Origin of the sequence: Sneathiella sp., assembly GCF_036960985.1 — a bacterium.
GTDB lineage: Bacteria > Pseudomonadota > Alphaproteobacteria > Sneathiellales > Sneathiellaceae > Sneathiella.
Map to the genome: position 1 here is coordinate 60,888 of NZ_JBALWD010000010.1, position 15,329 is coordinate 76,216.

The following is a 15,329-nucleotide window of genomic DNA, read 5'->3' on the forward strand; positions in this document are numbered from 1 at the left end:
TTACCCTCAATTATTCTTTTACCAAACGGAAACCAACCAAAATGTGCTTTATCGACGCTGGTCGTGTATGCCAAGCTGCCGTCCGACAAACACCACACCCTTTGTCATCCCAAGACCCACCTTTTACAATGTAGTGGTTGCTTGAAGCAGGTGTCGACGTCCATTCAAAAAGCTGCCCTGATGCATCGAGCATGCCGTAAAAGCTTACCCCACCAGGAAAACTTCCAACCGGCAGCGTGTCAAACGGACCCCTGTCGTGACTGTTTAACAATGTGGCATCAAAATCATTACCCCATGGAAATCGATTTCCTAAGGGACCTCGGGCAGCCTTCTCCCATTCCTCTACTGTTGGCAACCGCCAAATTTCATTGGTTTGATCGGAAAGCCACATGGCATAGGCGACGGCCGAAGAATGCGAAACCAAAACAACCGGATGATCGAGCCTACCAAGATCCGGCTTATTCTCTTGCCACTGGAATTTTTTTGTTCGTTCATATGGGTGAATAAGGCCATAAGATTGCCAGCGTCCCTTAGTCACGCTGGGCGCAACATGCCCTGTATCTCGTATAAATTCTGCGTACTGAGCGTTGGTTACGAGGTTCTTCATTATGGCAAAGGCCGGCAACACTATCTCTCGTAGCGGCTCCTCGTTCTCATACCAATTTTGATTTCGAGTCGCTGAATGACCATAAGCTACTTCATCCAATTGATATCCATATTCTTTTTCTTCCCGATCCGATCCAAATAAAAAGGGGCCGGCAGGCACAGGTACAACCACGGGGGCAACTTCTGCTTGGCTGACAGCAGGTACGTTTATCAGAATAACCACAATAAATAGCAATTTCAGTACGTTCAAAAAAAACTCCTTATGACGCTCAATATACTCATCAAAAAAGGAGACAACATATGATTTCACGAGATGGTGATAGATTGTGTCCTGTAAGGCTGCAATACCGCGACATAATGCCTCTGTTATCCCGTGTCATCTTATGCTATCCAATTTGCCAGCAGGATCCACCGATTCAAGTTAAATCTCTAGGAGAGAGTTATGAGTATGACAAAGATTGCGGCCCTTGGCCTTTCACTAGCTATTGCATTGTCTGCATCGACAGCATTTGCAGAAGGAGATGCGGCGAAAGGGGCAAAGGTTTTTAAAAAATGCAAGGCTTGTCACACCATCGAAAAAGGTGGGAAAAATAAAATTGGCCCAAATCTTTTTGGTGTTGTCGGTCGAAAATCTGCTGAGGTTGAAGGCTTTAAATACTCTAAAGCGATGAAAGCTACTGATTTGACTTGGGATGATTCAAATCTGGATCAATATCTAACCAAGCCGAAAGCTTTTATCAAAGGCAACAAGATGAGCTTTGCCGGTATTAAGAAAGAAAAACAGCGTCAGGATCTCATAGCTTATTTGAAAACTTTTCAGTAGGATCAATCTTATCCCGCAAAATTTCTTAGTTCAGTATTTCTTGAGATTTCGCCGCGACCACTTGGCCTAAAATCAAGTGATCTTCTGCTTCTAGATGAACACCATCTGCCGGACTGGATTGAATATGCTGTCCAGCATCTAAAAACGGGCTACCAAGCATGTCGGCAATCCGTTCCATCTCTCCTGCAAGCTTATTAGAACGTTCATGCCCGCCTTCTAAAACTCCGGAAAGGGTTGTTAGTTTTCCAATAGGAGGCGGAGCAATAAGCAGGGTTTTCGGAAGATCTCCAACCCAACCTCCAACCGGATTTTTTACCATGCTTAACAGGGCGCCCGCTCCGCAGGCAACATCAAACGCCGTTCCCGCAAAGCGAGGCTTCATGTCATTTGTGCCCAGCATTATAATGACAAGATCAAGAGGCATATGTGTTTCTAGACACGGAGCAAGATAAGTTTTGCCATTTCGATGCGCACCCATAATCGGATCGTCAAATACCGTCGTCCGGCCGTTGAGTCCCTCTTCAATCACTTTATAAGTGGCACCAAGTGCTGCTTGCATCACCCCGGGCCAGCGAACGTCAGGACCATAACGTTCATTAACACCAAATTGCGTAATTGGCCTGCAGCCCCAAGTGTTGGAATCGCCGTAACACAGAATATTCCGCATTCTCTGAATTCCTTCAGATTTCGCGAACAATCAACACGGAACATTTCGCATGACGGCTTACTCTGGCGGCATTCGGGCCGAGTAAGTAATCCTTCATGTCAGGTCGGTGCGTGCCAATGACGATCAAATCAGGTTTGATTTCGTCACTGACCCGCAATATTTCTTCGTATACTGAGCCAAGCCCGACAATATGCTGAACTGCGATTTCTGTCGGAATACTGGATTTCACGAAACTATGCAAAGCTTCCGTTGCTTTTTCGAGCATCTCTTTTTCATGATCTTTCGGAAAAAAAGAACCAACAATGCTCATACCAAAATTTGGCAAGACCGTCATCACATGCAGTGTCGAGCCGAATGCTTTCGCGTATTCGACCGCGACTTCCACTGACTTTTGCCGCTCATCGTCCAAATCCACTGCCAGCAAGATATGTTTGTACATTTATCGTCTCCCCTAATTACGCTGTTGCGGCAGATACAGCGCCAGCATCACGGCGGCGACGCTGCAGCAAAAAGATTCCTGCCAATGCCAAGAGTGCTGGGATATACATCAATTCCCTCGCTGGCTGGCTGACGGGCACGAGAACAGTAAGGATCTTTTGATCGAAATCCAAACCTGCGGCTTGTGCCGGGCTATCAAACACTGCATCATCAATCAGAACACTTCCGTCTTCAACGAGCAACTCAAGCCCGTAAGCCTCTAGCCTTTCCTGTCCAGTAGCTTCATCACCAATCGGCATGATGGCTGTGAAAACAAGTTCATCACCCACATCATTCTCCCCTTGGACAATCAAACGCAATTCAGATCCCGCAGGTGCTTTCTGAACAGCTTCAACAATCTGTACTGGGTCTGTTTCCGCATATGGAGGAGAAATCAAGTCCATCCAGAACCCTGGACGGAATAATGTAAAGGCGATGACAATCAACAGCGCTGATTCCCAAAATCGTGACTTGATGACAAAATACCCTTGTGTTCCCGCTGTAAACAACAATATGGCCACCGTCGCTATGACGAAAACAATGGCCCCTTGAACCGGCGTGACATTGATCAGCAGCAAGTCAGTGTTGAAAATGAACAGGAATGGCAAAATCGCCGTTCGCAACGAATAGAAGAAGGCGACAAAGCCCGTTCGTATGGGATCCCCTCCAGACACCGCCGCCGCGGCAAAGGACGCAAGTCCCACCGGTGGCGTCACGTCCGCCATAATGCCAAAATAAAACACGAAGAGATGAACCGCGATCAGTGGCACAATCAAGCCGTTCTGCTGTCCAAGGCTAACAATCACCGGGGCTAGAAGTGACGACACCACAATATAGTTTGCCGTTGTCGGTAGCCCCATGCCCAATATCAAACTCAAGATTGCCGTAAAAATCAGGATCAACATGATCTGACCCTGCGACAAAAATTCAACCAATTCCGCTAACACCAGGCCAACGCCCGTTTGGGATACCGTTCCAACGATAACACCGGCGGCAGCGGTCGCTATACCAATACCAATCATATTTCTGGCACCAGCAATCATCCCATCAATCAATTCATCAAAGCCCTGGCGAATACGTCCTGAAAGCGTTTCTTTACGGAACATTGAGAACAAATAGCGTTGCGTGAGCAATATAAAGATCATCAGTGCTACGGCCCAGAAAGCCGACAACTCTGGTGACAGTCGCTCAATCATTAGGCACCAGATAAGAACGCCAACTGGTAAAATGAAATGCAACCCAGCCATCACTGTTGGGCCTGGGTCAGGCAACGCAGTCACGGGTGCATTCGGATCATCCACGACCAAATCCGGATGCTTCGCACAGATGGAAATCAAAAATACATATATAACCAAAATTGCAGCAGCGGCAATCCAAGGTGTCAGAGCCTGACCAGCTACTTCACGTACGAGATCAATGGCAAAAAAGACACCAAAACTGACGATAACCATATTGCAGAGGATTAACGCTCCTTTGGACAAAATCTTTGCTTTTGTCCCTTCCTCTGCCTTGGCAACAGCGCCCTTAAAGACTCCGACTTGCAACAAAATCAGTACCAGAATGGCGACGAGTTTATTAAGCGAGCTGTCCAGTAAATGGAAAATCTCGGAAAGGTAATAAATTCCACCACCAAGTACAAGAATTGAAGCCAAAGTAATGCCGAATGACAGCAGTGCGAGTTTCGCCGGCTTAACCTCTCCGGCCCGCGGCAATCCCTGCATATTCATCTTCATGGCTTCAAGGTGAACAATATAAACTAGCGCAATGTAGGAAATGATTGCTGGTAGAAACGCATGCTTAACCACTTCGAAATAGCTGATATCCACATATTCAACCATCAGGAAGGCCGCGGCTCCCATAACCGGCGGCATGATCTGACCGTTTACAGATGACGCCACTTCAACAGCACCGGCCTTTTCAGAACTAAACCCAACACGCTTCATCATTGGGATTGTAAAGGTACCGGTGGTTACGACGTTAGCAATGGAAGAGCCTGAGATCAATCCGGTCATGCCTGATGCAACAACGGCAGCTTTTGCCGGGCCACCTTTCATATGTCCCATCAATGAGAAGGCAACTTTAATGAAGTAGTTGCCGGCTCCGGCTTTATCCAACAACGCGCCGAAGAGTACAAACAAAAAGACGAGACCCGTGGAGACGCCAAGTGCGATACCAAAGACGCCTTCTGAAGACAACCACTGGTGATCTGCGACGGCGCCAAAACTTGCGCCTTTCCAAGCTAATATACCGGGAGCATATGGTCCTAGGAACGTATAACCAAGAAAGACCATGGCGACGATCATCAAGGGAGGGCCGAGCGCCCGTCGGGTCGCTTCCATCAAGACCACCATGCCGACGCAGGCGACGAGGATATCCGTCATATTTGGGTTGCCTGGTCGATCTGAGAGACGAGAGCCCATTATTCGGTCTGCGATCGCCGTATCAAAAAACACCAAGTACATTGTTGTCGCAATGCCGAGAATACCAAGAATCCAGTCCGTGACCGGCACATGTCCACGTGGGGAATTCTTGAAGGCCGGATAGGCCAGAAATGCAAGCATCAAGGAAAAGGCCAGATGGATCGGACGGGCTTCCTTGCCCGAGAACACGCCCCAGCTCAACATATAAGGAATTGGAGAAGCAATCCACACTTGCCACAGCGACCAAACCAGGGCCAGCCCGGCAATTAAAAGAGCAACATTCCTGTTTTTTGGAGCTCGTCCCCCGACGTCACTTGACGCTACCAGGTCATCAAGTTCCTCATTGCTCAGTACTGTGCTTTTGTCTGCGTCACTCATTGAAAGTCTCCCCTCTTTCAATGCAGATATCCCGCGATGGGCACTCTACATATTAATTAATTTTTTTATAAAAAAATGGGCGGAAGTGTCTCTTCCGCCCAATCTGGTATCTTACATCCAGCCTTGTTCTTTATAGTAGCGGATGGCGCCTTCATGCAAAGGTGCAGATAGATTGTTAACGATCATCAATTTTGGATCGAGGTTTGCAAATGCAGGATGCATTTTACGGAACCGCTTAATGTCGTCGAAAACCGCTTTCACGATTTGATACACAATTTCTGGGTCCGTATTGGAAGAAGATACGAAAGTCGCACCGACACCAAATGTTTCTACATCGTCATCTGTACCTGTGTACATGCCACCTGGAATAGTTGCCATGGCATAGTAATCATTTTCAGACGCCAATTTCTTGATCACATCGTTATTAACATTGACAACAATCGCTTCACAGGAAGTCGTGGCTTCCTTAATGGAGCCATTTGGGTGACCGGCTGTAAACACAATAGCGTCAATTTTGTTATCGCAAAGGGCGGCTGCCTGCTCTGAAGACTTGAGTTCAGAAGCCAGAGCGAAATCGTCCATTTCCCAACCCATTTTCTCCATAACAACTTCCATGGTACCGCGCTGACCGGAACCTGGATTACCGACATTAACTCGCTTACCTTTTAAGTCTTCAAAGGTTTTAATACCGGAATCTTTACGCGCCACAACCGTGAACGGTTCTGGATGCACAGAGAACACAGCACGAAGTTCTTTAAACTCTCCGTCAGGGAACTGCTTTGGTGCGGTTCCGTTATACGCATGGTACTGCCAATCAGACTGGGCCACACCCATATCCAGATCGCCCGCGCGAATGCCGTTGATGTTTTTCGTAGAACCGCCTGTAGTATGTGTACACTTGATTTCATGGTCTTTTGTTCCACGATTCACAAGCTTACAAATTGCACCGCCAACTTGATAGTACACGCCAGTCTGACCGCCGGTACCAATCGTAATAAAGGTTTCTGCCGCCGCCGGAACAGCTGTCAAGCCAACCCCGCCGATCGCAGCAACCGCAACGGCTGTCGCTGTAAAAAACTTTCTCATCTCAAACTCCTTCACCTGTCAATATTGTTGCTAGTAACCTAAGTTCTCCCGTAGCAACGTTAATCCCGAGTGCCAGTCTGTATTCCTGACAAACGGTGTTTCCTTCAAATGCTTCAAACGAAGTATTGGAAGGAAAATTCTCACGCCAGATATTTTACAATACCGGCGCCCCACAAAACTTCGCTCGTATATCTGCAGCTCTCGCGATGGATCGGCCTATTGCCATCGCAACATCGCGAGCCTGACCTACCAAATCTGCGTTACATGTGGCCTGGCGACCATCTTTAAGTAACATGTTATTCTCAAACCCTACCCTTACATGGCCACCCATTGCAAGGGAACAGCTAATAGTAGTATGTTCGAGAGAGCCAAACGCGCAAACCGCCCATGCTGTTCCCTCAGGCGTTACCTCGATAAATGGTAATAAATCCATAGGATGAGACTTTTGCCCTTCTGTATACCGCCCCAACACAAACAACAAAAACGGGTATTTGTCAAGAATCACCTCATCTGCAATCAGTGCCTGACAGCGTCGTAAATCATCCGCCGAGTAAAGAATAAACTGTGGCATGATATTCAGGCTTTTCATTTCGGTAAAAAATTGCCGGGCTTTTTCTTCGCCGCCTGATGGCACCAGTTCCTTGATAGCGAGCGACACCGCTTCGGGCTGCAATTCAAGTACCATTTCCATTTGCTGGTCGGCAGAATAGATGCCTACTGCCTCGGTCGTCGCCTGAATGACAATATCGTCTCCCACCCGATCTCGAATTGCCGCTGTTGCATCCCGGTACCTCTTAACGTCCAACGTATGGCCATCCTGTTCATCGCGTACGTGCAGGTGAATCATTGCCGCTCCTTCACGTCGACACAAGTCTGCTTCTTTAGCCAGATCTGAAGGTGAAATCGGCAGTGCCGGATGGTCCTTTTTTGTTTTACGAGCACCGTTAGGTGCCACAGTAAGGATAACAGGGCTAGAAATGAATTCAGCCGTTGAAGCTTGATTTATCAAACTGCTACGCCTTCACACTTTTTAGAACCATGTCGACGGCACGACCAAGTTTTGAAACGACTTCTTCGATATGAGAGTCATCAACAATAAACGGCGGTGCAATCAGGACATGATCACCTCTATGTCCGTCAATGGTGCCCCCCATGGGGTAACACATCAATCCTTCATCCATCGCCGCGGCTTTAATCTTTCCGTTAATTTTTAATGCTGGATCAAACGGTTCTTTCGTCAACCGGTCTGCCACAATTTCTATACCTCGGAACAACCCTCGACCGCGAATATCTCCAACGAAAGCATTGTTGCCAAAGCGTGCTGTCAACCCTTCATGCAGCTGCTGACCGCGCAGCTGTACATTGGAAAGCAAGTCATTATCCTCGATAAATCGCTGAACCGCCAAAGCACCTGCACAAGCTACGGGGTGGCCAAGATAGGTGTGTCCATGCTGGAAAAACCCGGACCCATCAACGATAGCCCTGTAAATTTCATCCGTGCACATCATCGCGCCGATGGGCTGGTACCCTGCACCCAACCCTTTTGCCATAACTAGAATATCCGGCACGACATTTTCCTGTTCGACAGCGAAAAGGCTGCCTGTTCGCCCCATGCCGCACATCACTTCATCTGCTATAAACAGCACGCCATACTGATCGCAAATTTCACGAACACGGGTAAAGTATCCCTCGACCGCCGGGACAGCGCCCAACGTGGCGCCAACCACGGGCTCACAAATGAAAGCGCAGATATTTTCCGGACCTTGCGCCAACAACGCCGCCTCAAGTTCACCGGCCGTCCGCTGGCCGAACTCCCAATCTGTTTCGTCATCTCGCCGACCACGGTATTCGTAGCATGGAGAAATCAAATCAACCGGCATCAACAACGGGGCAAACGGCTCCCGGCGCCACTGATTACCGCCTGCGGATAAAGCACCGAGCGTATTGCCGTGATAGCTTTGGCGCCGCGATATAAACCGTGTCCGTGAAGGCTCACCTTTTTCCAGAAAATACTGACGGGCAAGCTTTAAGGCTGACTCAACCGCCTCCGAACCACCTGATACAAAAAACACGTGATTCAAATCACCAGGAGCTTTTTCCGACAGAAGTGTCGCCAGTCCTTCCATCGCCGGATTAGTAAAAAACCCACTATGCGTGAAGGCTATGCTATCTATCTGGGTCTTCATGGCTGCGGCAACGCTCTCATTGCTATGCCCGAGACAGGAAACGGCAGCATCACCGGCATCAAAGTATTTTTTTCCTGCATCATCAATGATATAGGGGCCCTCTCCGCGGGCCGCGACAGGGTAATTCGCTTTCGGATTACGGTGAATTACATGTGTCATTGATCTTGTTTGCCTTTGTTCCAATACGTATTGTTTTTACGGAGCTTGAGTTCGGAAACTTCAAGTTTCTGCACGGCTACCTGTCCCAATTCATTAACAACGGCCGCCACTAAAGCCTGCGCAAGAGCCATAGCGCCGACAAGTGAACGATAGAAAGATGGGCTGCGATTTGCCGCCAGAAACAAATGTGTGGCTCGCTCGGCCAAAGGTGAAACTTTGCTATCCGTTATGGATATCACTGCGGCGCCCTCCTGTTGAGCAGCATTGACGGCTTGCACTGTTTCTTTGGTGTAGGGGTCAAATGCCACGGCAAGCAAAACATCTGTTGGGCGAATGGCAGAAATTTCCTCGCCAAACAAGCCGGCTTTGCCTTCGAGCAACATTGAACCTGGGAAAAAATGCCGAGTGGCATAATGGAAAAAATAGGCCACCGGATAACATTTTCTAAGCCCAACGACATATATTTTTTCAGCATTAATCAAACTTTCCGCCGCGGATTGAAAAGCACACTCTTCCGACTGGGAAAAGCTTCGTTCAATATTATCCGTATCTGTTTCCGCCATCTCTTTAAGAAAGACCGAGCTGGCCGCAGTTGAACTGCGCATCTGCAATTGTCGCGCTCGAGCTGCATAAGTTCCGGTTTCCGGCAAAATACGATCTCTGAACCGGTTTCTGAAATCCGTGTAGCTTTTAAACCCGAGCCGTGCAGCCAACCGGCTCATGGTTGCGGGCATAACATTTACCTGGTTTGCAACTTCACGCATGGAATGCACGGCCATACGGTCGGGGCTATCCAGTGCGAACCGCGCAGCTACGCGCAGCTGGGGACTTAATCCGTCAAATCTCGTCTCAATTATTTTGAGTATGTCGATATTGGTTTCTGACATTGTCGCCTACACAGCTTAAACATTCTGTAGATCGGACCCTAATAGAGACGAAACTACATTGCAACAAATGAATCTTTTATAATAAAATGATACATTTGAATCATATATGATTTCGACTAAATTTGACTAGCTTACATTTTAGAGAAATTAACCCCTTCTTTACAGTCTCCCGATATAACCAATAAGGGTTACTGAAACAGCTGCAGTGATCAGGGCAGAAGAATAATTTAATTGAGAATAAATCATTGACTTCAAGAGGTTTGGCTTCAACGCATTCCAAAGGATTGCCGGAAACCGAAAAACATAAAACATCTGCAACAAGCCGAAAAATTTTGCGCTTGAATTACAGCCAGATGCGCCTGTTGGTATTGGAGCCCGGAAGCCGGATTCAGAACTTTTGCAACGAAATCAATCTCACAGTCACTGCCCACCAATCTCATTTTGATGAAGATACGGCGCAAAACATCAAATCTGGTGCCTACAACTGTATTATTTTTGACGGCGCCGACGAGATCAATGAATATGACGAAGCGATAAAGCTAGCCGCCTCCCGCCCTCCTTTCGTCCCGACAATTGTGATCGACGGATCCTTGCATCACTTGCGTCAAGGCGCCTTCGACAATATTGCTGCGACAGAACTGACTGCTGGTCGTTTGGAAACCGCCCTCTATAACGCGGATCGCTTATGTAAAATTAGGAATCGCGCTGTCCATCTGGAAACGGAACTCTCTGCCTTTATTGAAGAAGACCCTCTTACGGCTCTGCCCAGCCGACGGAAATTCCGTTTGAAAATGGCCCAAGCCATTGAACAGGCCCATAAACGAAATACGCCAGCGTCCCTAATTATTCTCGATCTCGACAGCTTTAAGGGATTGAACGAAAGCCGCGGCCATGATTTTGGTGATGAAGTTCTAAAAACTGTCGCCAAACGGTTGTTCCGATTTGCCCCGGATAACTCTATCGTTGGACGCCTAGGCGATGACGAATTTGCCTTACTGGTTACGGAAGGCGATTATCTTGGACCGGCCCATACGACCGTTGCCGTTCGCCTGTCACACGAACTACGTAAAGCCTATCTTATTGACGGTCAAAAGACCGATATAAGTGCCACGCTCGGCATCGCGACGCTAGAAGCATCGGACAGCCCGGATGAACTTCTGCATAAAGCTATGTCCGCCCTTTATTCCGCGAAACGCGACAAAACGCGCTTTATGGTCTACACGCAAGAAGATGATCTGGAACGGCAAGAGCAGCTTCGTCTCGCGCAAGATCTACCACAAGCGATCGAATCCAACCAACTCCGTCTGCATTACCAACCAATGGTTCGTATGAAAGATCGCGAAATAATTGGCGTTGAAGCACTAGTCCGATGGCAGCACCTCGACAAAGGCTTATTGTTTCCAGACAGTTTTATTCCCCTAGCCGAGAGCTCCGGATCCATCGAAGCCTTAACAAGGTGGGTCTTGAAAGTCGCGATTGAACAGGGGAGCAAATGGTTATCAGAAGGCAAGCGCCTGTCTGTCTCTGTTAATATCTCCGCATTAATACTGCATAATCCGGTCTTTCCGGACACTGTCGCAAAGTTACTTTCGAAATCCGGTTTCCCCGCAGAGCTCCTAAAACTTGAAATAACTGAAAGCGCGATCATTTCCGATGTCACCCGTGCGACAGAGGTTGTTATATCCCTGCATGATATGGGTGTCAGGGTTTCAATCGACGATTTTGGTACTGGCTATACGTCGCTCGCTTACCTCCGTAAATTGCCGGTGGATGAGATCAAGATCGATAAAAGTTTCGTTCTAAATATGAACACCGTTGCTGATGATGCCGTAATTGTTCGGACCCTACTGGATCTTGCTCGTAACCTGGATCTTTCCGTGGTTGCAGAAGGCATTGAAGACATCGACTTATGGAACAGCCTCAAAGAATTGGGTTGTGATGTGGGCCAAGGCTATTATATGAGCCGCCCTGTTGACGTCGAAACATTCTCTGAATGGCTATCCGACCAACCCTGGCAACAAGACTTTAAATAGCTTTCCTTTCAACATCTGTTTGACCTTACATCAATACCGCTGATAAAATTAGCGCGACTGCCTACTATTGTCTCGCGCAGTCGAAACGGATATCTGACGAACGACAGATCTCTTCAAAAAAAACAAGAACAGGAGTATCAGATGTCGCAATATGGTCCGGATGTAACGATCGACGACGCAACTTATCTACATCCCACGGCACTTGTATATGGAAAAGTCGAAATCAAGAAAGGCGCTTCCTTGTGGCCCTATTCCGTCGTTCGAGCCGAATCAAAAAATGTGGTGATCGGAGAATATACAAACATTCAAGATTTCTGCATGATCCATGTTGGCGAAGAAACAGGCAGTATTATTGGCTCTCATTGCTCAATCACTCATCATTGTACGATACACGGCTGCAAAATTGGCAACAATTGTCTTATCGGCATCAACAGCACCATCATGGATGGTTGTGTAATTGGCGACAACTGCATCATCGCTGGCCATACTTTTCTTAAAGAAAACACCGTAATTCCGGATAATTCAATAGTTATGGGCACGCCAGGCAAAGTGGTGCGTACATTTAATAATTTTGTTAAATGCCGATTGAATGCATTTATGTACTATCGCAATGCGCTGGCTTATGCAAAAGGTGAGCATCGAGAATGGGCATCCCAGGAAAGTTCTGAAGCCATTCATCGGGAAATTGAGCGATTAACAACGGAACAGAACGCGCTTGAGCAAACTGCATGAGCCACGACGACACTGTTTATATTTTTCTGGAGGCCTTATGAGCGAAATGCAAAATCCGTACCTGATGTTTTTGGGAGATGTAGCGGACCAATTAGGAGCCAAAACAGCGCAAGGCATTGTCGATTGGCGACCGGAATGGTGCGTGGGACAATTGCGGTTGAACGGTTGCGTCGCCGACTTAGGTATCAAGGATATATCTATTGATGAGGCCGTCGCCGCTGGAGCGAAGACGCTAATCATCGGTATTGTTAATTCCGGAGGATTCCTCCCGGCTCATTGGACGACTAAAATTGTTGAAGCACTAAATAAAGGCATGGATGTCGCAAGTGGCTTGCATATCCGTTTAGGAGATCTTCCTGAGATAAAAGAAGCAGCTGAGCGCAATGGCGCCTCTTTATTTGACGTCCGTCACCCAACCCATGACATCGCCACCGGCAAAGGTGAGCCACGCAACGGAAAACGCCTATTGGCCGTTGGCACAGATTGCTCCGTCGGTAAAATGTATACAGCACTTGCTATCGAAAAAGAAATGCGCGCACGCGGTTGGAAAGCTGATTTCCGCGCCACTGGACAAACGGGCATCTTTATTGCGGGAACCGGCATTTCCATCGACGCTGTCGTCGCCGACTTTATTTCGGGCGCTGTTGAAGAACTGTCGCCAGATAACGATGCAGATCATTGGGACATTATTGAAGGACAAGGTTCTCTTTTTCATCCGTCATACGCGGGCGTTAGTCTCGGACTGATCCATGGCGCCCAAGCTGATGCTCTTGTTCTCTGCCATGAACCCACACGCACGCACATGCGCGGCATCCCACATCAACCCCTCCCAGGGCTGCAGGAATGCATTGACCTAAATTTGAAAAATGCACAACTCACCAATAGAAATGCGCGCTTTGTTGGTGTTTGCGTCAACACATCGGGGCTCGAAAAACCTGAAATCCAAAGCTATTTGGAGCAATTGGAAACTGAGTTAAACCTACCTTGTACGGACCCGTATTCCCACGGCACCAAAGCTATAGTAGATAATATAGGATGAACAATCGTCAGGTAACGGCTCAGTCGGAAAGCTGGCCTATCGCCGGAAGCTTCCGCATCAGTCGAGGTGCGAAAACCAGCGCCGATATTGTCCATGTCACAATTACTGAAAAGGGCAAAACTGGCCACGGGGAATGTGTTCCCTACCCACGTTATGGAGAAAGCCAACGCTCGGTTACAGCCGAGATTTCGGCCGCCCGCCAATTTATCGAAGATGGTGTGACCCGTGAAGGTTTGCTGACGATAATGCCGCCAGGTGCCGCGCGCAATGCAGTTGACTGCGCATTATGGGATTTGGAGGCAAAACTCACTGGAAAGTCAGTCGCAACCCTCGCTAATATCGCCGAGCCGGGATTAACAATTACAGCCTACACATTGTCACTTGATACCCCCGAAAAAATGGGGATAGCCGCTAAAGCGCAAGCGCATCGCCCGTTGATAAAACTTAAATTGGCTGGAGAATTGGATATAGAACGAGTGACGGCTGTTCGCAGCAACGCGCCGAAAACTCGCTTGATCGTCGATGCCAATGAAGCCTGGACTCCCCAAATGGTAGAAGATTTTTCACCAAGAATGGCTGACTTGGGCGTAGAACTTATCGAGCAACCGCTACCAGCTGGGGAAGATAATATTCTGGCCGAACTCAATCGCCCGGTACCTATCTGTGCAGATGAAAGTGCTCATGACACAGCGACACTCGACGATGTCGCCCGAATTTATGATTACATTAATATCAAGTTAGACAAAACCGGCGGATTAACTGAGGCACTGTTATTAGCAGAAGCGGCTCGGGGGTTTGGCCTTGGCGTAATGGTTGGTTGCATGCTTGGCACCAGCCTCGCCATGGCACCAGCCATGCTGCTTGGCAGCTTTGCCCGATTTGTTGATTTGGATGGCCCGCTCCTTTTGGCGGAAGACAGAGAAAACGGTATTCATTTTGATGGAAGCATTATGCACCCACCGTCAGCCTCTCTGTGGGGATAATTTGGCAGCGATGATTACACCGCTGCCATTTTTCTAGCGTCCGTTAAAAACCGGCGCCCGTTTTTCAACAAACGCCTTCGCGGCACCTTGATGATCTTCAGTTTCAAAGGAGCGAACCATATTGGTGGCTTCCCAGTCCAGAACATCGCTGAGGCTTCCTTCCAACGCAGTGTTGAGATTTTTCTTCATATAACCAACTGCGACAGTCGGTAAACTAGCGAGATGTTTAGCCATTGCTGCGGCCGCTTCAGGCAACTCTGTATCAGGTACGGATTTGCTGACCATCCCAATAGCTGCTGCCTCTTTGCCTAACACCACGTCACCAGTGAAATAAAGCTCCCGCGCCTTCGCCGCCCCTAAAAGTTTCGTTAGAAAGAAAGAGCCTCCAAAATCACCAGACAAACCCACTTTCGAAAAAGCAGTGGTGATTTTCGCAGTATCCGCAGCAATACGCATATCGCATGCCATGGCAAGGGAGAAGCCAGCGCCAGCAGCGGGACCAGGAATAACCGCCAAAGTCGGTTTGGGCATTTCATGGAGCACGCGACTGACTTCCATCCGCGTTCGCAGATCAAGAATACGGGCATCCAGGTTGATTTTGGCTCCAGCATTGGCGGCAAAGCTTTTAACGTCACCACCGGCACAGAAGGCGCCTCCCGCACCGGTCAGGACAACAACTCGGACAGAGGTGTCCGCAGCAAGACGATTAAACGCCTCAGTCAGGCCCACCATCATTTCGGCAGTAAAAGCATTGCGCGCCTCCGGCCGGTTCATGGTGACAGTGGCGACACCATCTTCAATGGTTTCAAGAAGATCATCAGACATATTATTTTTCCTTTTTTGGTTATCTGAA

14 protein-coding genes are annotated in these 15,329 nt (G+C 48.2%); 5 read left to right on the top strand and 9 right to left on the bottom strand.

Going from position 1 to position 15,329, the window contains the following annotated elements; all coding sequences use genetic code 11:
• Positions 1-10: 10 nt before the first annotated feature.
• Positions 11-856 (bottom strand): formylglycine-generating enzyme family protein, encoded by an 846-nt coding sequence (locus tag V7723_RS07930; RefSeq protein ID WP_335683916.1) that lies wholly within the window; start codon positions 854-856, stop codon positions 11-13.
• 198 nt (positions 857-1,054) lie between these two features.
• Between V7723_RS07930 and V7723_RS07935 the strand changes: the two genes are divergently transcribed.
• Positions 1,055-1,429 (top strand): c-type cytochrome, encoded by a 375-nt coding sequence (locus V7723_RS07935; RefSeq protein ID WP_335683917.1) that lies wholly within the window; start codon positions 1,055-1,057, stop codon positions 1,427-1,429.
• Positions 1,430-1,454: 25 nt separating this feature from the next.
• Here the strand turns inward: V7723_RS07935 and V7723_RS07940 are convergent, their stop codons facing one another.
• The 7 genes from V7723_RS07940 to V7723_RS07970 form a co-directional block, all read right to left on the bottom strand.
• Positions 1,455-2,096: an SGNH/GDSL hydrolase family protein gene (locus tag V7723_RS07940; protein WP_335683918.1), complete on the bottom strand. Its 642-nt coding sequence runs from the start codon at positions 2,094-2,096 to the stop codon at positions 1,455-1,457.
• Positions 2,097-2,109: 13 nt separating this feature from the next.
• The gene (locus V7723_RS07945) at positions 2,110-2,535 is read right to left on the bottom strand and encodes a universal stress protein (protein ID WP_335683919.1); all 426 of its coding nucleotides are present in this window, start codon (positions 2,533-2,535) and stop codon (positions 2,110-2,112) included.
• Between the two features lie 16 nt (positions 2,536-2,551).
• Complete coding sequence (locus V7723_RS07950; protein WP_335683920.1) at positions 2,552-5,371, bottom strand: TRAP transporter permease; 2,820 nt, start codon at positions 5,369-5,371, stop codon at positions 2,552-2,554.
• Positions 5,372-5,482: 111 nt separating this feature from the next.
• Entirely contained in the window at positions 5,483-6,457 is a 975-nt protein-coding gene (locus tag V7723_RS07955) for a TAXI family TRAP transporter solute-binding subunit (protein ID WP_335683921.1), read from the bottom strand.
• A gap of 154 nt (positions 6,458-6,611) precedes the next feature.
• A complete protein-coding gene (locus V7723_RS07960; RefSeq protein ID WP_335683922.1) occupies positions 6,612-7,466 on the bottom strand; it encodes a 3-keto-5-aminohexanoate cleavage protein in 855 nt (284 codons plus the stop codon).
• A 4-nt stretch (positions 7,467-7,470) separates the two neighbouring features.
• Positions 7,471-8,802 carry an aspartate aminotransferase family protein gene (locus V7723_RS07965; RefSeq protein ID WP_335683923.1) on the bottom strand — a complete coding sequence of 444 codons (1,332 nt, stop codon included), beginning with the start codon at positions 8,800-8,802 and terminating at the stop codon, positions 7,471-7,473.
• A complete protein-coding gene (locus tag V7723_RS07970; protein WP_335683924.1) occupies positions 8,799-9,689 on the bottom strand; it encodes a MurR/RpiR family transcriptional regulator in 891 nt (296 codons plus the stop codon). Before V7723_RS07970 ends, V7723_RS07965 begins: the two co-directional genes overlap by 4 nt.
• Positions 9,690-9,934: 245 nt before the next feature.
• Between V7723_RS07970 and V7723_RS07975 the strand changes: the two genes are divergently transcribed.
• From V7723_RS07975 to dgcA, 4 genes are all read left to right on the top strand, one after another.
• Positions 9,935-11,722 carry a putative bifunctional diguanylate cyclase/phosphodiesterase gene (locus V7723_RS07975; protein ID WP_335683925.1) on the top strand — a complete coding sequence of 596 codons (1,788 nt, stop codon included), beginning with the start codon at positions 9,935-9,937 and terminating at the stop codon, positions 11,720-11,722.
• Between the two features lie 141 nt (positions 11,723-11,863).
• Positions 11,864-12,454 carry a gamma carbonic anhydrase family protein gene (locus V7723_RS07980; protein WP_335683926.1) on the top strand — a complete coding sequence of 197 codons (591 nt, stop codon included), beginning with the start codon at positions 11,864-11,866 and terminating at the stop codon, positions 12,452-12,454.
• A 37-nt stretch (positions 12,455-12,491) separates the two neighbouring features.
• Positions 12,492-13,493 carry an N-acetyltransferase DgcN gene (gene dgcN / locus V7723_RS07985; protein WP_335683927.1) on the top strand — a complete coding sequence of 334 codons (1,002 nt, stop codon included), beginning with the start codon at positions 12,492-12,494 and terminating at the stop codon, positions 13,491-13,493.
• Positions 13,490-14,476, top strand: coding sequence for an N-acetyl-D-Glu racemase DgcA (gene dgcA / locus V7723_RS07990; protein ID WP_335683928.1), 987 nt, complete (start codon positions 13,490-13,492; stop codon positions 14,474-14,476). The genes dgcN and dgcA overlap by 4 nt, the downstream gene beginning before the upstream one ends.
• Before the next feature lie 33 nt (positions 14,477-14,509).
• On the opposite strand, the gene V7723_RS07995 is transcribed toward dgcA, so the two are convergent.
• On the bottom strand, positions 14,510-15,301 hold the full coding sequence (locus tag V7723_RS07995) for an enoyl-CoA hydratase (protein WP_335683929.1): 792 nt from the start codon (positions 15,299-15,301) through the stop codon (positions 14,510-14,512).
• Positions 15,302-15,329: the final 28 nt, after the last annotated feature.